This window comes from Allobosea sp. BK604 (assembly GCF_004341515.1).
Lineage (GTDB): Bacteria > Pseudomonadota > Alphaproteobacteria > Rhizobiales > Beijerinckiaceae > Allobosea.
In genome coordinates, this window is sequence record NZ_SLZF01000005.1 from 367,080 (window position 1) to 388,438 (window position 21,359).

The following is a 21,359-nucleotide window of genomic DNA, read 5'->3' on the forward strand; positions in this document are numbered from 1 at the left end:
AGGTCGGCTATGGGCGGCCCGCTGCTCCAGCTCTGCCGCCTCTCGTCCTGAGCTAGAGCATTTTCGAGCGAAGTGGATGCCGGTTCGCGTGAAGAAAATGCGTCAAAACAAATAGATAGAGCATTTTCGCGATTCGAAGAAACGCGGAAATGCTCTAGCCGGCCGCGGCCTCGCGTGCCGCGGCCCGGACCGCCTCGAGGGTCCGGTCGACGACCTCGGCATCATGTTCCGAGGAGACGAACCAGGCGCCGCGCTCCAGCACGCGCACGCCGCGCTTGAGCAGCTCATGGGCGAAGCGGGCGTAAGCCGCCTTGTCGGAGCGCGCCACGTCGCGATAGTTCCGCGCAGGGGCGTCGAGCCCGAAGGCGACGTGGAAGACCAGCGGGAAGCCGGCAACCTGCGCCGTGATGCCGGCCTCCGACAGGATGGCGCGGATGCCGTCCTGCAGGCGCTGGCCCTGGGCCGAACTGCGCTCGTAATGCTCTGCTGTCAGCGCTGTCTGCGTCGCGACCATCGCGGCCATCGCGACCGGCTGGGCGTTGAAAGTGCCGCCATGCAGGACGCCATCGGCAAAGAGGTCGAGGAGCTCCGCACGCCCGGCGATGGCAGCGACCGGAAAGCCGTTCGCGATCGCCTTCGCCATGATGGTGAGGTCCGGCGTCACCCCGAAGAGCTCCTGCGCCCCGCCCCGTGCCAGGCGAAACCCGGTGATGACCTCGTCGAAGATCAGCAAGGCGCCGTGCTTGCGGCAGGCCGCGAGCGCGCCCTCGAGATAGCCGGGAGCGGGCGCGATCGCACCCTGGTTGCACATGGCCGGTTCCATCAGAACCGCCGCGACATCGCCCCTGGCGAGCCGCGCTTCCAGCGCCGCGAGATCGTTCCAGCCGAGGATCGAGAGCCCCTCGCCCGCCGCCGGATCCTGGCCCCGGCTGCCGATCACGGGCGTCGGCGCGTCCTCGGGCCCGGCCGCGTTCAGCCCCGGTGCGGTCGACCACAGGATGTTGTCGAACCAGCCGTGATAATGCCCCTCGAACTTGACGATGATGCGCCGGCCGGTGGCGGCGCGCGCCAGCCGCATCGCCGCCTGCGCCACCTCCGACCCGGACGAGCCGAAGCGCAGCCGTTCCGCCGAGGGAATGCGCTCGCAGATCAGCCGCGCGGCCTCGTACTCGATCGGCGCCTGGCCGGCGAAGAGGATGCCTTTCTGCACCTGCTGCTGCACCGCCGCGATCACCGGCGCCGGCGAATGGCCGAGCACGGTCGCCCCCATTCCGCAGTAGTAGTCGATGATCCGGTTGCCATCGGCATCGATGAGATAGGCGCCTTCGCCGCGCTCGAAGACGAGCGGCCCGGGCGCCATGCCGAGGCGGAAATTGCTGTTCACGCCGCCGGCGACGAAGCGCGCATTCTCCGCGACCTGCCGGGCCGATTCCTCGAAGCGCAGCGTCCCCGCCTGCTGGATGCCATCGTCTGCCACTTGCGTCGCCTCCGCTGCTGTTTCCCCGGACCTCACCAGAGCGACCTCACCGTGTAAAGGAACGCGAGTTTCGCCTTGCGGAATTTGGCTGCGCTCGCTATCGGCCTGACTATCGTGTCCGACCAGGGGAGCGGCCGTGCCGAAGACACCAGACAATCCCTATGTCGTGCAGCCGGTGATGAAGGCGCTGAAGGTGCTGGAATTCGTCGCGCGCCGCGGCCACGAGGTCGCGCTCACCGCGGTCAGCAAGGAGCTGCGGATTCCGAAGACGACGACGTTCCGCTATCTGCAGACCCTGACGGCAGCCGGCTTCCTCGACCATAACCGCGCCAGCGACCGCTATAATCTCGGGCCGCAGTTGCGCGCCATCGCCCGGGCCGATGCCAGCGTCAGCAAGATCCGCGAGCTCGCCCGGCCGGCGATGATCGAGCTGATGCACGAGTTCAACGAGACGGTGAACCTGGCCGTGAAGGGCAACGGCACCATCATCTATATCGACCTGGTCGAGGCCAACCGCTCGCTCCGGATGCAGGCCCGGATTGGCGACAGCCATCCGATGCACTCGACGGCGCTCGGCAAGGCGATCCTCGCCTTCCTGCCCGAGGCGGAACGCCAGCGCCAGCTCGACCTGCCGCTGACCGAGCGCACCGGCCGCACGCTGCTCGAGCGCGAGGAGATCGAGCGCCAGCTGCGACAGGTCGCCCGCGCCGGCTATGCCACGGAGATGGGCGAGAACGAGGATGGCGCCATGTGCGTCGGCGTGCCGATCCTGGACGAGGACGGCCATCCGGTCGCGGCGCTCTCGATTTCGGCGCCGCTGATGCGCATGCCGCATTCCCTGGCGGCCAAGGCCGGCACGCGGCTGCGCGAGATCGCGGCCGGCATCTCGGCGCAGCTCGGCTCGCAGCCGCCGCCCGGCGCGGGCTGAGGCGGCGCTCACCGGTATTCGATCCGCGGGTCGATCCAGGCATAGAGCAGGTCGACCGCGAGGTTGATCAGCATATACGCGACGAGGATCACCAGGATGCAGCCCTGGATCAGCGGGTAGTCGCGGGTGCTGATCGCCTGGATCAGCAGGCGTCCGAGGCCCGGATAGGTGAAGACCGCCTCGGTCACGACGGCGCCGCCGATGAAATTCGCCATCATCAGCCCGACGATGGTGACGAAGGGCAGCAGCGCGTTGCGCATGATGTGCAGGCCGACGATGCGCTTCTCCGGCACGCCCTTGGCGCGGGCGGTGCGGACATAGTCGGCCCGCGCCTCGCCGATCAGCGACGCCCGCAGGAAGCGCCCGAGCACGCCGGAGACATAGACCCCGAGCGTGATCGCCGGCAGGGCGAGGCTGCGCAGCGCCTCGAGTGGCGCCTCCCAGAGCGGGACATAGCGCGAGGCCGAGGGCAGCCAGCGCAGCTCGACCGCGAAGAGCAGGATCAGCAGGATGCCGAGCCAGAAGGTCGGCACGCCGAGCGCCAGCGCGCTCCAGCCGCTGAGCAGCCGGTCGAGCCAGGATTGCGGCCTGACCGCGCTGGCGACCGCGACCGGGATGCCGATGGCGAGCGCGACCAGGATGGCCGCGAGGGCGAGCTGCAGCGTCGCCGGCAACCGCTCGCCGATCAGTTGCACGACCGACTGGCGGCTATGCAGCGACAGGCCGAAATCGCCGGTGACGGCGCGGCCGAGCCAGTCGGCATATTGCACGACCATGGGCCGGTCGAGCCCGTAGCGCTGGACCGCCGCCGCGATCTCCTCCGGCGAGGCATTCTCGCCGGCGATCACGGCCACCGGCCCGCCGGGCACGGCATAGACCATGGCGAAGATGGCGAAGGAGGCGATCAGCAGCACGGGCAGCATCTGGGCGAGCCGGCGCAGGGCATAGCCGGTCATCGCCTGTCCCCTGCCGTCTCGCCGGGCGTGGCCGCCTCGTCATGGTCGAGCAGCGCGGTCAGGGCCCGCCCGATCGTGTCGAGCGAGAGGATGGTCAGCGTCAGCACCAGGCCGGGCAGTACCGCATAGCTCGGCGCCTCGTAGAGATAGGATTTGCCGGTGCGCAGCATCTCGCCCCAGCTCGGCGTCGGCGGCGGCACGCCGACCCCGAGGAAGGCGAGCGCCGCCTCGAGCAGGATGGCGATCGAGGCGAGTACGATCGCCTGGACGACGAGCGGGCTCATGATGTTGGGCAGGAGCGTCCGGAACATGATGTAGCCCGGGCCACCGCCGAAGCTGCGCACCGCCATGACGAAATCGAGCTGGCGCCGCGCCATGACCTGGGCCCGGGCGATGCGGGCGAAGCCGGGGATGCCGGCGATGCCGACGGCGATCAGGGCCGCGCCCTGGCTGCGCCCGAGCACGGCGATCAGGGCCATGGCAAACAGGATGTTCGGCAGCGCGAGCAGCACGTCGATGCAGCGCATCAGCAGCGAGTCGCGCCAGTCGCCGTAGAAGCCGGCGACGAGTCCGATCGGCACACCGACGAGCGCCGCGATGCAGACCGCGCCGAGCGCCGTGACCAGCGAGGTCCGCGCGCCGTAGACCACCCGCGCCAGGATGTCCCGCCCGAGCTCGTCGGTGCCGAACCAGCTCTCGGCCGAAGGCGGCATCAGCGCATCCGCGACACTCTGCGTCAGCGGGTCGAGCGGCAGGAAATCGGCGATGGCCGCGACCAGCGCGACCAGCGCGAGGAAGGCGAGGCTCAGCGCGGCGCCGCGCCGGGCGAGCAGCCGGCGCAGCAGGTGGAGGAACGAGACCAGGCCGTCCCGCATCAGCCGGCGCTGGACCGGGGCCGCGGCGTCGGACCAGAGCATTTCCGCGCTTCTCTGAATCGCGAAAATTCTCTATCTACTTGCGTTGACGCATTTTCTTCACGCGAACCGGTATCCACTTCGCTCGAAAATGCTCCGGGCCGCATCACTTGAACCCGATCGTGCGCGCGACGAAGAGGTTGTCGATGTCGAGCGTCACGCCGCCGATTTTCTGGGAGGCGACGATCAGCCCGACATCGTAGGAATTGGTCGCGATGGCGAAGGCCTCGTCGACGAGCACGCGGTTGAGATTGTCATAGGTCGCCTTGACCTCAGCCTCGCCGCCTGCCGCTCCATCCACTCTCGCGATGGCGGCGACATAGTCGGGATGCGGATGCGGATCCTTGAGGACCGGGTTCTGCGAGGTGCGGTAGATCGAGTTGGTGGCGACGCGCGACGGGAATTTCTGGACGTTGCCGACCGCACCGAAGGTCGCGGCGAAATCGCCGCCGAGCAGCGCCGTGACGTATTCGGCGCCCTGGCGCATATCGAGCTCGATCGGGATGCCGGCCTTGGCGAGAGAACCCTGCAGGATCTGGCTGATCGCGACCGAGGGCTCGTCGCTACCGTTCACCAGCAGCTTCCAGCCCTTCACTTCGTCGGCGGAGAGGCCGGAGGCGGCGATCAGCTTCTTCGCCTTGTCGGGGTCGAAGGCATAGGTCTTGGTGTAGGCGGCGTCGAAAGCCGGGCTCGCCGGCGCCCAGGGCAGCGCCACCACCTGCCCCATCCCGGCATAGCCGACGCGCAGGATGGCGGCACGGTCCATCAGGTAGTTGAAGGCCTGGCGGAAGGACTTGTTGCGGAACGGTCCGCGCGTCGAGTTGATGCGGAAGACCTGCACGAGTTGGCCGGGGCCGGCGAAGACCTGATAGCCGGCGGCCTTGAGCCTGACCGCGCTGCGCGAGGAGCCGTTATAGACGATATCGACGGCGCCCGATTCCAGCGCCGCGGTCGCCGCCGCATCCTCGCTGAACACGGTGAAGACGAGGTCCTGCGCGATCGGCTGCTTCTCGCGCCAATATTTCGGGTTGGCCTTGAGCGTGAGGCTCTGGCCCACGGCCCGGTTGACCAGCGTATAGGGGCCGGTGCCGGCCGGAACGGTCTCGACCGTGTCGATGCCCTTCGGATCGATCGGGATCAGGAATTGCAGCAGGTCGAGGATCTGCCGGTCCGGCACCGGCGCCTTGAAGTTGATCGTGACCGTGCGCTCGTCCGGCGCCGACCAGTCCTTGACGACCGACATGGTCGAGAACACGTTCTTGCCGCGCTTGGGATCGGCGCCCTTCTGCAGGGTCGCGAGCACGGAATCGGCCTTGAACGGCGTGCCGCTATGGAAGGTCACGCCGTCGCGCAGCTTCAGCGTGACCGAGCTCTTGTCGGGTGCGATCGCCCATTCCGTCGCCAGGCTCGGCTCCGGCTTCCCCTCCGGCGTGTATTCGATCAGGCTGTCATAGAGGTTCTTGATGACGTGGAAATTGACCGTGGAGAGCTGCTGCGGATCGTAATTCGCCAGCTCGCTCAGCACGGCGACGCGCAGCGTCCCGCCCTTGAGCTGCTGGGCCGCGGCCGGCAGCGCCGCCGCCAGGGGGGCCGCTGCCGCGAGGGCAAGGCCGGTCATGCAGAAGTGACGTCGCGACAGCGTGGTCATGGCTTTCCCCTCTCGTTTTAGTTCTAACTGGCTCTCAACCCGTCCCCGCTCCCGGCTGGGACGAATGCGCCCGCCAGTCGCTTATTGTCTCCAGAGGATAGACCGGGCGCGGAATCCGCCGCCACGGTAAGGTGAACACGTCAGACTGCCCCGGCCCGCGCGTATCGGCGCGGATGACCTGCGAGGTGATCGGCGCGAAATACTGGAAGTTCGAAGCGGTCTTGAGCACGGCCATCTTATAGCCCGCAAGATCGATGCCGAAGGCTTCGTAGACGCCCGGCACATTGCCGGCGACGCCGCGCAGCTCGCTGATCAGCAGGGTCACCGGTCCGACATCGAAGACCACGACCCGGCCCATATCGACCTCGGCCTGGTGGTTGAAGGCGAGCGGGATGGCGCCGCCGCCAATGCGCCGCACGGTCCCCGTCACCGTCAGCGGCGCGAAGAAGGCCGGGGCGGCATCACCGCCGAGCGGCAGCGTGACCTCGGTCCCCTCGCCCGCCGCGATCAGCACCTGCACCGCCTGCGGCGAGATCAGCGGAATCAGCGCGCGGCCCTTGGTGCCGAGCCGCAGGATCGCTTCCAGGATCAGGTTGCTGTCGCCGGCCGCCCCGCCGAAGACGGTGTCGCCGGTATCGCTCAGCACCACCATCCCGCGCGCGGCCGCATCGGCCTTGTGCACGGCCTCGTCGACCGTGACCGCCTCGCGGACCTGGAAATCGTCGCGCATCGACCAGGCGAGATCGGCGAGCTCGTCCGCCAGAGCCTCGGCCAGCGCCTGGTCGCCATCGGTGACGACGATCGTCGACCAGCCGCCCTCGGCGACGTCGAGCCAGGGCTGCATCGGATAGTTCGAGGCCTGCAGCACACGCCGGTCGGCCTCCAGCGCCCGGGCCCGGTCGAACCAGCGCTTCATCGGCCCTTTCGAGGTCAGGAACTGCTCCTGATGCGACAGCAGCGGAATCTTGCGCCAGGCCATCACCGGCCGCGCCTTCTCCGTGAGGATGCGCAGCAGCACCTCGGTGCCGATCTTGCCGGTGTCGAACACGTCATGCGGCTGGGTGCGGTGGCCGACGATGGCCGTGCAATTGGCCATGATCTTCTGCGTGACATTGGCGTGGTGATCGAGCCCGAGCAGGATCGGCACGTCCGGCCCGAGGATCTGCCGGCAGAGTTCCGCCTGCTCGCCCTCGACATCGTCGATGCCCTCGGCGGCGCAGGCGCCGTGCAGTTGCAGCACGAGCCCATCGATCGGCCCGATAGTCTCCAGTCCGGCCCGGATCTTGACCTGGAAATAGTCGAAGGCCTCGCGCGAGATGCGCCCGCCCGCCACCGCCCAGGCCCGGATGATCGGGATGGTCTCGATATCCAGGCCGGATTCGCGGATCGCCGCGTAATGCCCGCCGATCTGGCCGATCTCGCCGAAATGGCGGGCGATCTCCGCACCCTCGTGGATGCCGAAGGCTTCGAAATCGGCGAGCGTCGTCAGCACCGGATTGAAGTCGTTCGTCTCCTGGGCGATGTGGATCAGAGCCAGACGCAAGGCGACCTCCCCCAAAGCGGCTCCGCCCGGCTTCGGGCGAAGCGAATTCTAGCCTCGCGCAGGCGGCGACCGCCTCGGTTCCCGGCGCAGCCGGAACAGCAGCCCGCAATCGTCACCAGCGTGGTTCGGTCAAAAGCGTAGTTGTCGCAATGATTTCACGTCAAGGATTGAACGTTCCGCCAGAAGGAACCGATGTCGAATGACGGGTGGTCGCGTCGAGCGGAGAGTCCGTCACCAGCAGGTGCATTCTGTCAGCGCGGGCGAGAGCCAGGCGACCGGCCTCCTCGCCTTGCCTATCTCGGGGTCTTCGCGATTGGACCAAAGCTCGTCCGGCACGTCGTAAGCGTGAGGAAGGGCAGCAAGACCGCGACGCGTGCCTGAACGAGGTCGGCTTCCGGACCGAGGTCCACGACAAGGCTTTCGGGATGAGGTTGCCGTGCCATTTTTCCGTGCAGACAATGCCGGGCGATTCGTTGAGACCAAACCTATGCCGACACTCGATCTTCGTTTTCCTGGCGTATTGAACTCCAGGGAGATGCTCGTCGCCGAAGCGATCCACGCTCGTGCCTGGCACGCCATCGGCGACGATCTTGGCCTCGTCGGAGACGAAGCCGAGCAAGCGAAAGCGAGACTGGGTGGCATCGTTGTCCGGCTGCTGGCCAATGGCCCCCGGTCAATGGGGGATCTCACCACCGCCGCCATCCAAACCTTCCGGGAGGCGAACCCGACTGGCGTGACGGGTCGCTAGAGCATTTCCGCGTTTCTTCGAATCGCGAAAATTCTCTATCTACTTGTTTTGACGCATTTTCTTCACGCGAACCGGTATCCACTTCGCTCGAAAATGCTCTAGCGCATCCGCCCGAAAAGTGGAGAGCGCGCGCCGCGGCATCCACTAAAAAGGATTACCCCGCTCTGCATGGAAGCGACGCGGAACCATGTCTGGTCTCGCGCATTTTCGGCTTGCGCGAAGGCGCCCGAGACCATCGCGCGGCTGGCCCCCATCCCGGATCAGGCCAGCCTCCCGTCTCAACTCAAGCAAGCCGACGCTCGCCGCGGGCGGATCGCCCGTGATCGCGACGTTGGAGGGAAATTTGCGCGCCAGCATAACCCAGGCGAAGGACCAACGGAGGCAGTGATGTCTGCGAGAAAGCTACCCGTCATCAATCTTACGTCGGACGCTGAACTCCGCCTGGCGCTCATGCGCGCTCGCGAGCTCGAGAAGGCCCGGATCGGTTCCTCGGAATGGCTGGAATGGGTGAGCTTGCAGCGGGCAATCGCCGAATTCATGGGTCAGCGACGCGCTCCTGGCACGGGCGAGCCTGATTGATCGGATATCGCATCCGGTCCGATGATCCAGCTTCTTGTTTTCGCATGGGCTTCTCCGAAAACCGCAATCCACTTTTCGGGCCGATGCGTTAAGGCCGCCGGAATGTCTGCTCATGGGCAAGCTTCCGGCCGTGACACGACCGTCCCATCTGCCGGCCAGTAGCGGCAGGAGACGCCGTGCCCCGCCGCCACCTCGTGCCATTCGGGCGCCCCTCCGTGGTCGATGCCGTGGATACAGGAGCCGCCATCGCCGTCGAGGAAGCGCAGATCCGGCGGGGGCTGGCGCAGCCGCTCGCGCTGCAGCGCGGGGTCGGGCGTCGGCACGGCATCGAGCAGCAGCCGCGTATAGGGATGGGCGGGGCTGTCATAGACCTGCGCGGCGCTGCCCATCTCGACGATGCGGCCGCGGAACATGACGGCGACGCGATGCGCCACCTCACGCACGATGGCGAGGTCATGCGCGATGAAGAGATAGGACAGGCCGAGCCGCTCCTGCAGCGATTGCAGCAGCGCGACGATCTGCGCCTGGGTGCGCACGTCCAGCGCCGAGACCGGCTCGTCGCAGACGACGAAATCGGGATTGACCGCGAGCGCCCGGGCGATGACGACGCGCTGGCGCTGGCCGCCGGAGAATTCATGCGGGTAGCGACGCAGCATCGCCGGATCGAGATTGACCAGCTCCAGCAGTTCCGCGACCCGCTCGCCGATGCGATTGGCCGGCACGGCGTGGTGGACCAGCAGCGGCTCGGAGAGGATCTGGCCGATCGTCATGCGCGGATGCAGGCTGGAATAGGGATTCTGCAGCACGAACTGCATGTGCCGCCGCATCCGGCGCAACTGGCTGGGGCGCATCGTCGTCAGCTCCTGCCCGAGCAGCCGGACCGAGCCCTCATGCGCCTTCTGAAGCTGCAGGATGGCGCGCCCCGCCGTCGTCTTGCCGGAGCCCGACTGACCGACGAGACCGAGCGTCTGTCCGGGCGCGATATCGAAGGAGAGACGCTCCACCGCCCTGACCGCGGCGCCGCCGCGCCGCCCCGGAAACAGCACGGAGAGATCGCGCACCTGCAGCAGCGGTGTCGTGCCATCGGCCTTGCCGCGCGGCGCGCTCATCGCACCGTCCCGGCGCCATGCAGGCGCGGCACCGCGTCGAGCAGGGCCCGCGTATAGGCATGACGCGGCTGCGCGAAGACCTCGTCGACCGGCCCGCTCTCGACGATCTCGCCGCGATACATCACGTTGACCCGGTCGACCATGCCGGCGACCACGCCGAAATCATGGGTGATCAGCATCAGCGCCATGCCGCGCTCTTCCCGGAGCCGCAGCAGCAGCCGCAGGATCTGGGCCTGCACGGTCACGTCGAGCGCCGTGGTCGGCTCGTCGGCGATCAGCAGGTCCGGTTCGCAGGAGATCGCGATGGCGATCAGGATGCGCTGACGCTGGCCGCCCGAGAACTGGTGCGGATGATCGTCGATGCGCCCTGCCGGGTCGGGAATGCCGACGAGGTCGAGCAGCGCGATGCTGCGCTCGCGCGCCGCCCGCCCCGAGAGCCCGAAATGATGGCGCAGCATGTCGCCCATCTGGGCGCCGATGCTCATCACCGGGTTGAGCGAGGTCATCGGATCCTGGAAGACCATGGCGATGCGCCGGCCGCGCAGGTCCCGCATCCGCTCCTCCTCAAGCGTCAGCAGATCCAGCCCCCGATAGGCAACTGAGCCGCCGAGCGCGATCGCGGCCCCTTCCGGCGCCAGCCGCATCAGCGCCTTGGCGGTGACGCTCTTGCCGCAGCCGGATTCGCCGACGAAGCCGACCGCCTCGTCCACGCCGATGTCGAAGGAGATGCCGCGCACGGCCTCGATCACATCGCGGCGCGTCGTCACCGTCGCGGTCAGGTCGCGTACCTCCAGCAAGCGGCCAGTCATCGCACGCTCCCGACGTCGAGAACCTCGCGCAAGCCGTTGGCGATGATGATGAAGGTCAGCGTCGCGTAGACGATCGCGGCGGCCGGGCCGATCACCGTCAGCGGCGCGAGCTCCATGAACTGGCGCGCTTCCGAGAGCATGCCGCCCCAGTTCGGATCGGGCGGCGGCGGCCCCAGCCCGAGGAAGGACAGCGCCGTCACCGTGAAGATGGTCTGCGACAGCGTCAGGCTGGTCGCGACGAGGATCGGCGAGATCACGATCGGCAGGATGTGGCGCAGCACCAGCCGCAGCTCGCTCATGCCGACGCTGCGCGCCGCCTCGACATGGTCCCATTGCTTGACGCTGAGCACCGGCGCCCGCACCACCCGCGCCATGGCCGGCGTGTAGACGATGGCGATGGTCAGGATCAGGTTCGGCACGGTCGGCCCGAGCGCCGCGACAACCGCGATCGCGAGCAGCAGCACCGGGAAGGCGAAGACGACATCGAGCAGGCGCATGATGACCTCGTCGACGAGCCCGCCGAGATAGCCCGCCGCCAGGCCGAGGACGAGCCCGGCCACCAGCGCGGCGAAGACGGCGCTCACCGTGATCAGCAGGGTCGTGCGCCCGCCGACGATCAGGCGGCTCAGCACGTCGCGGCCGATCGAATCCGTGCCGAGCCAATGGGCCGCGCTCGCCGGCGCGAGCGAATCCGGCGAGGTCAGCGAGGCATCATAGGGCGCGACCAGCGGCGCGAAGACGGTGACGATCAGCAGCGCCGCCAGCATGGCGAGCCCCAGGCCGAGCAGCAGCCAGCCCTGGCCGAGCCCTGCCCCCATGCGCGCGCTGCGCGGAGCCAGCGCCGCGCCCGCCACGCTGTCCGGCGCGGCGCCGCTCACATCTGCACCCGCGCATCGATCCGCGCATAGGCGATGTCGATGGCCGTGTTGACCAGGACGACGATGCCGGCGGCGACGAGCACGATCGCCTGGATAACCGGATAGTCGCGGCTGTTGATCGACTCGAAGAGATATTGCCCCATGCCCGGAATGGCGAAGATGGTCTCGACCAGGATGCTGCCGCCGAGGAGCGCCGCGATCTTGAGCCCGGCCGCGGTGATCACCGGCGTCAGCGCGTTGCGCATCAGGTAGTCGCGCAGGATCGCGCTGGGCTTCAGCCCCTTGGCGCGGGCGACCATGACGAAATCCTGGCTGGCGACCTCGAGCACCGCGGCGCGCGTGTTCTCGGCGATCGTCACGGAGACGGCGAGCGCCAGCGCGAAGGCCGGCAGCAGCAGGCTGCCGAGACAGGCGAGCGGGTCCTCGAGGAAGGGCGTGTAGCCCAGCACCGTGATCCCGGGGAAATAGAGCCCGAACAGCAGCACGATCAGCGTCGCGACGACATAGTTCGGCACCGCCAGCATCAGCCCGTTCCAGAGCCGGACCAGCCAGTCGGTCGCGCCGCGCAGCCGGGCCGCGGCAAGCCCGGTCGCGCCCCCCATCACCGCGGCGATGAGCGCGGCGAGGAGGGTGAGCTGGACCGTGACGGCAAGCCGGTTCAGCAGCTCGCCGAGCACCGGCCGGCGGGTGACGAAGGAGGTGCCGAGATCGCCGGTCAGCGCGTGCCCGAGCCAGGCCAGGTACTGCGCCAGCAGCGGCTGGTCGAGGCCGAGATCGCGGCGGATCGTGGCCAGCACCTCCGGCGCCACGCTCTGCGAGCCGGCAGCCGCGATGGCGAAATCACCGGGGATGGCGCGCATCAGCAGGAAGGCGACGAGCGAGACGCCGAGCAGGATCGCCGCCATCCAGGCGAGGCGCCCGAGGACGAAGCGCATCATCGGCGCGGCTCCGCCATCAGGCGGCCGGCCCGGCCTACTTCTTCAGCCATGTGGTGCGCACGAAGGAGCGGATATTCGCGGCCAGCGGCACATAGCCCTGGACATAGTTCCACCAGATCTCCCAGCGCAGCGGATACTGGTAGATCTGGATGACATAGGCGTTCTCGGCGATGCGCTTCTGGATCTCGAGGTTCTTCGCCGCGCGCCTGGAGGTGTCGAGCTCGGCCCGCGCCTCCAGGATCATCCGGTCGAGCTCGGGATCGTTCGAGCCCATCGCCTTGCCGAAGCCGCTATCCGACTTGACGTATTGGAAGATCGCGTCGGAATCCGGCGTCCAGGACAGCGCGACCGAGAGCAGGGTCGGCCAGGTGCCGTTCGCCCACATGCTGAGCAGGGGCGCGGTCTCCATCGGCACCAGCTTCACGGTGATGCCCGCCGCCTGCCATTGCTGCTGCAGGATCTGGGCGCAGGCGACGTCGAGCGGGTTGGCCGCGACGATGATGTAGTCGCCGAGATCGATGCCGTTGGGATAGCCGGCCTCGGCGAGCAGGGCCTTCGCCGCCGCGACATCATGCTTGTAATAGGGCAGCTCGCCGCTGCCGTCATAGCCGCCGACCTGGCTTTCCGGGATCATCGCGCCGATCTTGCCGGAGCCGCCCAGCACCGTGTCGAGGCAGGCCTTGCGGTCGCTGGCGAGGCTGAGCGCGCGACGCACCTTCACGTCGTTCAGCGGCTTCGCCTTCATGTTCAGCCAGATCGGGAAGGTGCGCGAGGTCTGGCCGGGCGCGGAGACCAGGTTGGGCGCCGTGCGCGCGATCGCGGCCGCCACCTTGGGGTCCTTCAGCCAAGTCATGTCGATGGCGCGCGAGCGCAGCGCCGAGGTCAGCGTCGCCTGGTCCTTGTAGAACTTGAAAACCACCTTTGCGAGATGAGGCTCGCTCTTCTCGTAATAGCCGGCATGGCGCGTCAGCGAGAATTGCTGGTTCGGCTGGTAGCTCTCGAAGGCGAAGGGGCCGGTGCCGACCGGCTGCGTGTTCAGGTTGTCGACCCCGGCCGGCACGATGGCGCCGTTGGGATTGGTCGCGAGATTGCTCAGGAAGGCGGCGTCGGTGGTGCCGAGCTGGAACCGGACGGTGAAGGGATCGACCACGCTGACCGACTCGACGCTGGAATAGAGCGCCCTCAGCCGGCTGCCCGTCGCCGGGTTCATGATCCGGTCAAAGGTGTGCTTGACGTCCTCGGCGCTGAAATCCTTGCCGTTGTGGAACTTCACGCCCTGCCTGAGCTTGAAGACATAAGTCTTTGGATCGGGCTGCTCGTAGCCTGTCGCCAGATCGGGCTCGACCTGCATCTGCGCGGTCCAGCGCAGCAGGCCTGTATAGAGCAGGCTGGTGAAATCGAAGGAGGAGAAGGCGTTCACCGTGACCGGGTCGAGCCCGATCGGGTCGGCATCGGCGCCGATGGTCAGCGTCCCGCCCGCCACCGGGGTCTGGGCCTGCGCCTGTGCCAGCGTGCTCCACAGGCCCGGCGTCGCCAGGGCCGCGCCGCCCGCCGTCAGCAGCTGCAACAGGCCGCGCCGCGACGGCTCGTACGGGGCGCCGTCCTCCTCGCCCGCCATCGGGACTGATGGTGTTGTCACGAACGATCCTCCCACCGTAACGCGTGCCGGCCTGATCCTCGCAGCGGGCGGTCCCCCTGCGCCAAGCCTCATGTGTCAAGCCTCGTGTGCCAAAGCCTCGTGTGCCCCAGCGGCCGATGGCGCCGGCCTGCCCGTCTCGTCGGCCTGAGCCGATGGCGGGCTTTCCCTCTCTGGAATTCAGGCTAGGAACGGCCGGAATTCACGTCAAGGATCAGAGGTTCCGTTGGAAGAAACAGCGGCTGGCTGAGACCGTCAGAAGAAGGTCCTGATCGCCCCGGTCACCCGATAATCGTCATCGACCAGCATCAGCACGGCCCATTTGTCGAAGGTCGTGCAGGGATGGCCGATGCCGAAGGCGACCATGTCACCGACCTGCAGCGGGCTGGCCTCCGGCGTGCCGAGATGGCAGTGCTGGTCATTGAGCGCCAGCACGGCATGCCCCGCCGGCATCGGCTCCGGCCGCGCCATCGCGCCGCCCGGCCGGAACCAGCGCAGCGGCACCGGCAGCCCCGAATCGAAGCTGATATCGCGCTTGCCGACGGTGAGCAGGCTGCGGCCGCGCTCGGGCCGCGACTGGACGAAGGCCCAGACCTCGAGCGCCGGCGCGAGCCCGCCCGGCGGCAGGCTGAGGCTGCTCTCCAGCCGGATCCGCTGGAACGCCTCGGCATAGACGGTGGAATCATGGGTCAGGTAACAACCCGAGCGGAGCACCTTGATCACCGGCCGGGTGAAGGCGGCGGCGTTGAACGCCTCGCCGGCCCGGTCGAACAGCGAGGTCCCGCCCGCGCTCAGCACCATCGGCTCCGGCCCGAGCAGGCCTTCGCCCTCCGCAGCCGTCGCGGTGGCCACGACCTCGCCCAGCAGCCTGTCCGCGCCGGCGGTATCGCTGAACAGCCCCTCGAAACACTCGAAGCCAGCGAGCTGCAGCCCCGGCGCGGCGGCGACGGCGCGGGCGACGGCCAGCGCCTCCTCCCGGCTGCGCGCGCCGGTGCGCCCGCCCATGAAGCCGATCTCGACCAGGATGCGCAGCGGATTATTCTTGCCGCCATGCCCCTTCGCGGCCTCCGCCAGCAACGCGACCCCGGCCAGGCTGTCGGCGAGGCAGTAGAGCTCGAAGCCGGGTTCCTGCAGCGCCGCGAAACAGGCGGCGATCTCCTGCCGCCCGACCGGCTGGTTGGCGAGGACGACGCGCTTCACGCCGAAGCGCCTGGCGACGGCGAGCTGCTGCATCGTCGCGACCGTGATCGCCCAGGCGCCGTCGGCGATCTGCAGGTCGAAGAGCTGCGGCGCCATCGTCGTCTTGCCATGCGGCGCAATCAGCAGGCCGTTGGCGGCGGTGAAGGCGCTCATCCAGGCGCTGTTGGCCTCGAGCACGCTCTGGCGGATGACTGCGAGCGGCAGCGGCATGTCGCCGCCGAGCACGTTCCAGCCCTGGCGGCCGACATCGCCCAGCCGCAGCGCCGCATCCGGCGGCAGGCCCTTGGTCAGGCCGTCGAGGCGCTGATCCTCGATCGCGCCAAGTGAGAGGCGCGGCAGGAGGGTGGCGGAAGCAGCTACAGCCATGGATTCGGATCCAGCGGGGAAAAGGGGCGCCTGACCTTCGTATAGGGGATCTTGCGCGCATCCGGCAGATAGGGCCCGCCGCTATCGAGATAGAGCACGCTCGCGGCGATCGGCGCGAAGGCGGCGTGGAAATGGTTCGAGGACTTCACCACGACCAGCGTCTTGGCAGAAAGATCGATGCCGAGATCGGTGAAGACCGGCGGGCTGAAGGTCTGCGCCCGTGTCGAGGCCAGCACGATGTCGAGCAGGCCGATCCGGATCGCCGCGGCCGGGCCGAGCGAGACCCAGCTCTGCTCGAACGGGATCAGCAGGTCCCCGGTCGTTCCGACGATCCGGACCAGCGCGTCGATCGGCGTGCCGGAGGACGGCGCCGCCTTGCCGGCGAAGCGCAGCGGAATCTCGGCGCCGATTCCGGCGGCACGGCAGAGGCCGACCGCGACCGGATCCCAGATCGCGCCGATCGCCGCCGGCACTTCGGGGTGGCGCAGCAGCGCCTCGACCATCACCGAGGAATCGCCGGCGACGCCGCCGCCCGGATTGTCCCAGCGATCGGCAAGCACCACCGGCTTTCCCGGCTCGGCCAGTGCGAGCGCCGCGGCGATGCCCTCCTCCGGCTTGTAATGCTTCGGGGAGGCGCCCTGCCCCCAGCGCAGTATCTCGAGCCCGAGCTCCCTCGCCAGCGCGGCAGCCTTCTCCCCGTCGCCATCGCCGATGACCAGCACCTTCGTCCCGACATCGGCGACATCCGCCGCCTGGAACCCGTGCGCGATGGAGATGCTGAGGATGCCGTCGCGCCCCTCCAGCGCCTTGATGCGGTCGACGAAGCTGCGGCCCGGCTCGCGGCTGGTCATGAAGGCGGCAAGCCCGCGACAGTCGAAGACGGCGCTGACCGGCTTGACCTGCCGGCGCGCGGTCATGAGGCAAAGCTCGAGCAGATCCTCGGCGCGCGCCAGGAAATCCGTGTGCGGGAATTCCTTGAAGGCGACGATGATGTCAGCATTCTCGACCATCTCCGCGCTGAGATGGCAGTGCATGTCGAGCTCGGCGCCGACGACGCAATCCGGCCCGGCGAGCGTGCGGACGCGCGCGATCAGGTCGCCCTCGCAATCGTCATAGCCGCGCGCCACCATCGCCCCGTGCAGGCCGAGCAGCACGATGTCGACCGGCAGCGCCGCCGCGAGCTGCCCGAGGATCTCGTCGCGGAGGCTCTCATAGCCGTCTTGCGAGACGAGCCCCGCCGGTTCGGCCCAGGTCGCCGTGCCTTCGATCAGCTCGTAGCCCTCGCTGGCCGCCCGGCGCCGCGCCGCGACGGTCGGCGCCGAGCACAGGGTCGGCGTCTCCGGATGGGTGCCCGGCGGGCAGTAGAAGCCGCTCTCGAAGGCGCTGCGATCGACGAAGAGCGGCGCGAAGGTGTTGGTTTCCGTCGCCAGCGACGCAGTGAAGATGCGCATCCGCATGCAGTCCCGACCAGCGGCGGCAGCGCAGGGGCGTGCCGACCAGCGCCATGAAACCGGGAGTTGGCCGGGGCTGTCAAAGCGCCCGCGTTTCTTCCGGCGGAACAATGCCGGCTTGCCTCGGAACGACGCAACGGCCGAGATGCAGACGCTTCATGATTGGGGAGCTTTCAAGTCCATGCCGCAGCCCCGCCGGATCCTGCTGGGATCGCTGTTCCACGAGACGCATAGCTTCGTCGACGAGATCACGCGGCTGGCCGACTTCACGATCCGCCGCGACGAGGCGCTCCTGGGCCGGCGCGGCGACGGCTCGACCATCGACGGCTTCCTCGAGGTGGCGGAGGCGGAATTCTGGCAGGTCGTCCCGACGGTCGACTACACGGCCTTGCCAGCGGGAACGGTCGATCACGCCGTCTTCGCGCAGTTCCTGTCCGAATTCGATGCCGGGCTGCGGGCGGCGCTCGCCGCAGGCGGCCTCGACGGCATCTGGCTTGCCCTGCACGGCGCCATGGTCACGACCGAATGCCCCGACCCGGAAGGCGCCCTGCTTGCCCGGATCCGCGCGGTGCCCGGCTGCGAGACGCTGCCGGTCTTCGGCGTGTTCGACCTGCATGCCAATTTCACCGCGGCGATGGCCGGGCATGCCAACGCCCTCGTCGCCTATCGCGAGAACCCGCACACTGATGCCCGCGAAGCCGCGGTGCGGTCCGCCCGGCTGCTGGCGCGGAGCCTGAAGGACGGCGTGCTGCCGCGGATGCTCTCGGCCAACGCACCGGTGATCTGGCCGCCGACCGGCACCGGCACGGCCGACCGGCCGATGCGCGATCTCGAGGCGCTGGCCCGCCGGATCGAGCAGGACAACCCCGCGATCTGGGCCGCGAATGTCGTCGGCGGCTATTCCTTCTCGGACGTGGCCGAGGCCGGCGTCGCCTTCGCCGTCGCCTTCACCGGGCCGGAGGCCGAGGCGCAGGACGCGCTGGCCCGCCTGGTCGAGACCGCCGTCGCGCAGCGCCAGCTCGGCCTTCCCGCCGAATGGGACATCGACGACGCCGTCACCGAGATCCTGCGTTCGCCGGGCGGCCCTTATCTCATCGTCGAGCCGGCCGATAATATTGGCGGCGGCGCGCCGGGAGACGGCACCTCGGTGCTGCGGGCCTTCCTGCGCCATGGCGTCACGAATTGCGCGGTCGCCATTGCCGATGCCACTGCCGTCGCCGCCATGGCCGGCGCGCGGCCGGGCGAGGCTCGCACGCTCTCGATCGGCGGCAAGGGCAGCGCCATCGCCGAGGGGCCGGTCGAGATCGAGGCGAGCTTCGTCGCCGCCAGCGATGGTGAGTTCGCGCTGGAGGATCTCAACAGCCACCTCGCCGCCTCGCAGGGCTCGCGCTTCAGCATGGGGCCGAGCGTCGTGGTCGAGGCCGCCGGCGTCACGATCCTGCTGACCAGCCGCAAGACCCCGCCCTTCGACCTCGGCCAGTTCCGCTCGCAGGGCATCCACCCGGAGAGGCTGAAGGCGATCGGCGTCAAGGCCGCGGTCGCGCATCGGCGCGCCTATGACAAGATCGCCAAGGGCAGCTACACGGTCGCGACGCCCGGCCCCTGCACCAGCATGATCGCCGGGCTGCCCTATACGCGGTTACGCAGGCCGGTCTTTCCGATCGATGTCGAGCGGTAGGGACGGCGCCCGGAAACTCACGCTCCAACAAGAGCTTGGCTGCCAGGCCTCATAGTCCGATTCAGGCTGGCTGCACCGTCCGTGCCCGCCGCGCGAGCGGTTCGGTCGCCGTCGCGCCGTTTCGTCAGCCGTTCCACGGCGCCCACCGCCGTTCGCGCCGAGCTGCCCGCGACGCTCTGGTTCCGGCTGGTGCGTGAGGCCCGGCTCATGGCCGTGTGTGACCAGGAATCCGCGACAACACCACTTCAGGGCTTCCAGTGCTCGTCCGAGGGCGGAGGGTCGTTCAGGACGCAGCTATAGACGGCGCTCTCGTCGAAGGGGTAGCGCGCCTCCATATCGGGCGTCAGCGTCAGGCCCAGGCCGGGCGCGGTGGGGCGCAGCAGGCGGCCGTGTTCGATGCGCCCCTGATCGCCGATCATCTCGCGGCCGAGCGGGAAGTCGAGCATCGGGAACTCGACCAATGCGCCGCCGCCGGCAAAGGCGGCGTGGTAATTCGCCAGGATCGCCGCCGCTCCGCCCCAGGCATGGACCACGACGTCGATAGTGAGCTCGTCGGCGGCGGCGAAGATCTCCATCACCGCACTGATGCCACCGATCACGGAGGCGTCGGGCTGGACGAAGGCATAGGCGCCGGCGCGCATGCGCTCGATCATCTCCTTCGGTGTCGTGATGATCTCGCCGCCGCAGACGGGCACGTCGATGCGCCGGCGCAGCTCGCGGAACGCCTCGGGACTGTCGGGGCCAACAGCCTCTTCGACGAACAGCATGCGCTGGTCCGTCCTGGCGTGCACGGCCTCGACGAAGGCGACGACATCGTCCACGGGCTGCGGCGGATCGGCCAGGTTCTGGCACATGTCGACGCCGACGCGAATGCCGCGCCTGGCTGCTTCCTCCAGCACCCAGACGGTGCGCCAGACATCATGCTTGAGCGAGCGGATCTTGTAGATGCCGATGCCCTTCCCGCTCAGGAGATCGAGCTCCCGGTCGAACTGGTGCCTGGCATCGCAGCAGCCGCCACTGCCATAGATCTGGATCGACTCGCACTTCGCGCCGCCGAGCAGCTCATGGACCGGCACGCCGAGGCTCTTGCCCTTGGCGTCCTGGAGGGCGGCCTCGAACGCGCTGATGACATGGCGCGCCGCGCCCTGGAGCGACCAGTAATCGCAGAGGGAGCGCAGATCCCTGACCCGCCGCGCAATGTCGAAGCCATCCTTGCCCAGCATCAGCGGCGTGCAGAGATCGACGATCGATTTAAAGACCAGTGGCGCGAAGACGGCGAGATAGCCCTCTCCGAGGCCGGTCACGCCATTGTCCAGCGTCACCTCGACCATGCCGATCGTGCGCTTCGGTCCGTTCGGGAAGCAGCACCTGATCTCGCGCTCATCGGCATCGGCATAGGGCGAGCTCAGCAGGACGCAGCGAACTCCGGTGATCTCAGGCATCGAACTCCCTCGCTTCGGCGGTGGCCAGGGCATGGCCGGGTTCAGCGCGCATCCATGATCTCGGGCATCATGCGCCGGGCGATCGGCCTCAGCCGCTCGGCCTCGGCGCCGTCGATCCAGCGATAGGGCCGGCGCAGGCGTGGGCCGACGGGCGCCCAGTCGCCGATGGCGGCGAGCAGCTTGTCGAGCGCAGCGTTGGAGTAGCCCTGGTCGCGTCGGAACGGCAGGATGTGCTCGTCCATGAAAGCGCAGATGCGCCGCTCGATCTCGCGGGCCCCGGCGAGATCGGTCCGCATCATGTCGGTCCATGACTGCGCGCCGCGAGGGTTGAGGCAGGCGACGTTGGAGAAGGCCCCGGCCGCGACGCCGGCCTGGACCCCGGTCGCGAGATGGTGCCCCGGCAGGTAGAGCGCCCAATCATCGAGATGCGCCCTGGCCTGCGCATACCAATCCGCATCGCCATCGGCGAGCTTGATGCCGACGACCTGCGGCACCTGCTTCAGCACGGCGGCCAGCGTCGCCGGCGACAGGACACGCTTCGCATGCGGCGGATTGTAGAGCACGAGCGGGATGTCGCCCGTGAGCTCGGCGGCCATTTGCAGGAAGTCCACGGCCTCGGGATCGGTGACCGGCCACCAATCCGGCAGGATCACCTGGATGCCATCAGGCGCATGCGCGACGGCGCGGCGCAGGCGATCGAGCGCCACGCTAGGATCGGGCTGGCAGGCGCCGATGACGAAGGGCGTCTTCGCACGGCTGCAGCGCTCGGCCAGGACGCGCTGGATCGCGTCGAACTCGGCCTCGGTCTGGTTGTGGCACTCGCCGGCCGTGCCGTTCGAATAGATGCCGTCGACCCTGGCGGCGATCAGGATGTCGATCTCGTCGGCCAGCCGGGACAGGTCGATCGCCCCATCGGGCTCGATCGGCAGCAGCAGGGTCGCCCAGTTGCCGCGCAGCTTGCCCCATCGGCCTGCCCGGCCGAGCTTCCCGCCCATGGTCGTTTCCCCGTGTCGCCGTCTTGTTGACTTCAGGGATATCCTACAAGTAAATATCATTCAA

17 protein-coding genes are annotated in these 21,359 nt (G+C 68.5%); 3 read left to right on the forward strand and 14 right to left on the reverse strand.

Annotation, left to right across the window (positions count from 1 at the left end):
- Window positions 1-154: 154 nt before the first annotated feature.
- A complete protein-coding gene (locus EV560_RS17620; protein WP_248312100.1) occupies window positions 155-1,477 on the reverse strand; it encodes an aspartate aminotransferase family protein in 1,323 nt (440 codons plus the stop codon).
- A gap of 136 nt (window positions 1,478-1,613) precedes the next feature.
- On the opposite strand from EV560_RS17620, the gene EV560_RS17625 reads away from it, so the two are divergent.
- On the forward strand, window positions 1,614-2,405 hold the full coding sequence (locus EV560_RS17625; protein ID WP_248312101.1) for an IclR family transcriptional regulator: 792 nt from the start codon (window positions 1,614-1,616) through the stop codon (window positions 2,403-2,405).
- Between the two features lie 8 nt (window positions 2,406-2,413).
- On the opposite strand, the gene EV560_RS17630 is transcribed toward EV560_RS17625, so the two are convergent.
- The 4 genes from EV560_RS17630 to EV560_RS17645 form a co-directional block, all read right to left on the reverse strand.
- Complete coding sequence (locus EV560_RS17630) at window positions 2,414-3,361, reverse strand: ABC transporter permease (protein WP_131857084.1); 948 nt, start codon at window positions 3,359-3,361, stop codon at window positions 2,414-2,416.
- Entirely contained in the window at window positions 3,358-4,278 is a 921-nt protein-coding gene (locus EV560_RS17635) for an ABC transporter permease (protein ID WP_248312102.1), read from the reverse strand. The genes EV560_RS17630 and EV560_RS17635 overlap by 4 nt, the downstream gene beginning before the upstream one ends.
- Window positions 4,279-4,381: 103 nt before the next feature.
- Window positions 4,382-5,923, reverse strand: a complete 1,542-nt coding sequence (locus EV560_RS17640) for an ABC transporter substrate-binding protein (protein WP_131857085.1) — start codon at window positions 5,921-5,923, stop codon at window positions 4,382-4,384.
- 34 nt (window positions 5,924-5,957) lie between these two features.
- Window positions 5,958-7,466 carry a M81 family metallopeptidase gene (locus EV560_RS17645; protein WP_131857086.1) on the reverse strand — a complete coding sequence of 503 codons (1,509 nt, stop codon included), beginning with the start codon at window positions 7,464-7,466 and terminating at the stop codon, window positions 5,958-5,960.
- 487 nt (window positions 7,467-7,953) lie between these two features.
- Here EV560_RS17645 and EV560_RS17650 point away from each other — a divergent pair, with 487 nt between their 5' ends.
- Window positions 7,954-8,214 carry a hypothetical protein gene (locus EV560_RS17650; protein ID WP_131857087.1) on the forward strand — a complete coding sequence of 87 codons (261 nt, stop codon included), beginning with the start codon at window positions 7,954-7,956 and terminating at the stop codon, window positions 8,212-8,214.
- Window positions 8,215-8,903: 689 nt separating this feature from the next.
- On the opposite strand, the gene EV560_RS17660 is transcribed toward EV560_RS17650, so the two are convergent.
- The 7 genes from EV560_RS17660 to EV560_RS17690 all read right to left on the reverse strand — a co-directional run bounded on the left by EV560_RS17660 (window position 8,904) and on the right by EV560_RS17690 (window position 17,180).
- The gene (locus EV560_RS17660; protein ID WP_131857089.1) at window positions 8,904-9,902 is read right to left on the reverse strand and encodes an ABC transporter ATP-binding protein; all 999 of its coding nucleotides are present in this window, start codon (window positions 9,900-9,902) and stop codon (window positions 8,904-8,906) included.
- On the reverse strand, window positions 9,899-10,711 hold the full coding sequence (locus EV560_RS17665; protein WP_131857090.1) for an ABC transporter ATP-binding protein: 813 nt from the start codon (window positions 10,709-10,711) through the stop codon (window positions 9,899-9,901). Before EV560_RS17665 ends, EV560_RS17660 begins: the two co-directional genes overlap by 4 nt.
- Entirely contained in the window at window positions 10,708-11,589 is an 882-nt protein-coding gene (locus tag EV560_RS17670; RefSeq protein WP_248312103.1) for an ABC transporter permease, read from the reverse strand. Before EV560_RS17670 ends, EV560_RS17665 begins: the two co-directional genes overlap by 4 nt.
- Window positions 11,586-12,527, reverse strand: a complete 942-nt coding sequence (locus EV560_RS17675; protein WP_131857091.1) for an ABC transporter permease — start codon at window positions 12,525-12,527, stop codon at window positions 11,586-11,588. Before EV560_RS17675 ends, EV560_RS17670 begins: the two co-directional genes overlap by 4 nt.
- Before the next feature lie 34 nt (window positions 12,528-12,561).
- The gene (locus EV560_RS17680; RefSeq protein WP_248312104.1) at window positions 12,562-14,166 is read right to left on the reverse strand and encodes an ABC transporter substrate-binding protein; all 1,605 of its coding nucleotides are present in this window, start codon (window positions 14,164-14,166) and stop codon (window positions 12,562-12,564) included.
- A 252-nt stretch (window positions 14,167-14,418) separates the two neighbouring features.
- A complete protein-coding gene (locus EV560_RS17685) occupies window positions 14,419-15,729 on the reverse strand; it encodes an alanine racemase (RefSeq protein WP_131857092.1) in 1,311 nt (436 codons plus the stop codon).
- A complete protein-coding gene (locus EV560_RS17690) occupies window positions 15,720-17,180 on the reverse strand; it encodes a M81 family metallopeptidase (RefSeq protein ID WP_131857093.1) in 1,461 nt (486 codons plus the stop codon). Before EV560_RS17690 ends, EV560_RS17685 begins: the two co-directional genes overlap by 10 nt.
- 181 nt (window positions 17,181-17,361) lie before the next feature.
- On the opposite strand from EV560_RS17690, the gene EV560_RS17695 reads away from it, so the two are divergent.
- A complete protein-coding gene (locus EV560_RS17695; protein WP_131857094.1) occupies window positions 17,362-18,858 on the forward strand; it encodes a M81 family metallopeptidase in 1,497 nt (498 codons plus the stop codon).
- Window positions 18,859-19,103: 245 nt separating this feature from the next.
- Here EV560_RS17695 and EV560_RS17700 read toward each other — a convergent pair whose 3' ends face one another.
- Both EV560_RS17700 and EV560_RS17705 read right to left on the reverse strand, forming a co-directional pair.
- Complete coding sequence (locus EV560_RS17700) at window positions 19,104-20,300, reverse strand: mandelate racemase/muconate lactonizing enzyme family protein (RefSeq protein ID WP_165923519.1); 1,197 nt, start codon at window positions 20,298-20,300, stop codon at window positions 19,104-19,106.
- Between the two features lie 41 nt (window positions 20,301-20,341).
- Entirely contained in the window at window positions 20,342-21,295 is a 954-nt protein-coding gene (locus EV560_RS17705; RefSeq protein WP_131857096.1) for a dihydrodipicolinate synthase family protein, read from the reverse strand.
- Between the last annotated feature and the right edge of the window lie 64 nt (window positions 21,296-21,359).

Bases quoted from the DNA above. Each gene is read 5' to 3' on its own strand.
- EV560_RS17640 (WP_131857085.1), bottom strand. From the start codon at position 5,923: ATGACCACGCTGTCGCGACGTCACTTCTGCATGACCGGCCTTGCCCTC.
- EV560_RS17635 (WP_248312102.1), bottom strand. From the start codon at position 4,278: ATGCTCTGGTCCGACGCCGCGGCCCCGGTCCAGCGCCGGCTGATGCGG.
- EV560_RS17695 (WP_131857094.1), top strand. From the start codon at position 17,362: ATGCCGCAGCCCCGCCGGATCCTGCTGGGATCGCTGTTCCACGAGACG.
- EV560_RS17650 (WP_131857087.1), top strand. From the start codon at position 7,954: ATGCCGACACTCGATCTTCGTTTTCCTGGCGTATTGAACTCCAGGGAG.
- EV560_RS17665 (WP_131857090.1), bottom strand. From the start codon at position 10,711: ATGACTGGCCGCTTGCTGGAGGTACGCGACCTGACCGCGACGGTGACG.
- EV560_RS17700 (WP_165923519.1), bottom strand. From the start codon at position 20,300: ATGCCTGAGATCACCGGAGTTCGCTGCGTCCTGCTGAGCTCGCCCTAT.
- EV560_RS17675 (WP_131857091.1), bottom strand. From the start codon at position 12,527: ATGATGCGCTTCGTCCTCGGGCGCCTCGCCTGGATGGCGGCGATCCTG.
- EV560_RS17685 (WP_131857092.1), bottom strand. From the start codon at position 15,729: ATGGCTGTAGCTGCTTCCGCCACCCTCCTGCCGCGCCTCTCACTTGGC.
- EV560_RS17690 (WP_131857093.1), bottom strand. From the start codon at position 17,180: ATGCGCATCTTCACTGCGTCGCTGGCGACGGAAACCAACACCTTCGCG.
- EV560_RS17630 (WP_131857084.1), bottom strand. From the start codon at position 3,361: ATGACCGGCTATGCCCTGCGCCGGCTCGCCCAGATGCTGCCCGTGCTG.
- EV560_RS17705 (WP_131857096.1), bottom strand. From the start codon at position 21,295: ATGGGCGGGAAGCTCGGCCGGGCAGGCCGATGGGGCAAGCTGCGCGGC.
- EV560_RS17660 (WP_131857089.1), bottom strand. From the start codon at position 9,902: ATGAGCGCGCCGCGCGGCAAGGCCGATGGCACGACACCGCTGCTGCAG.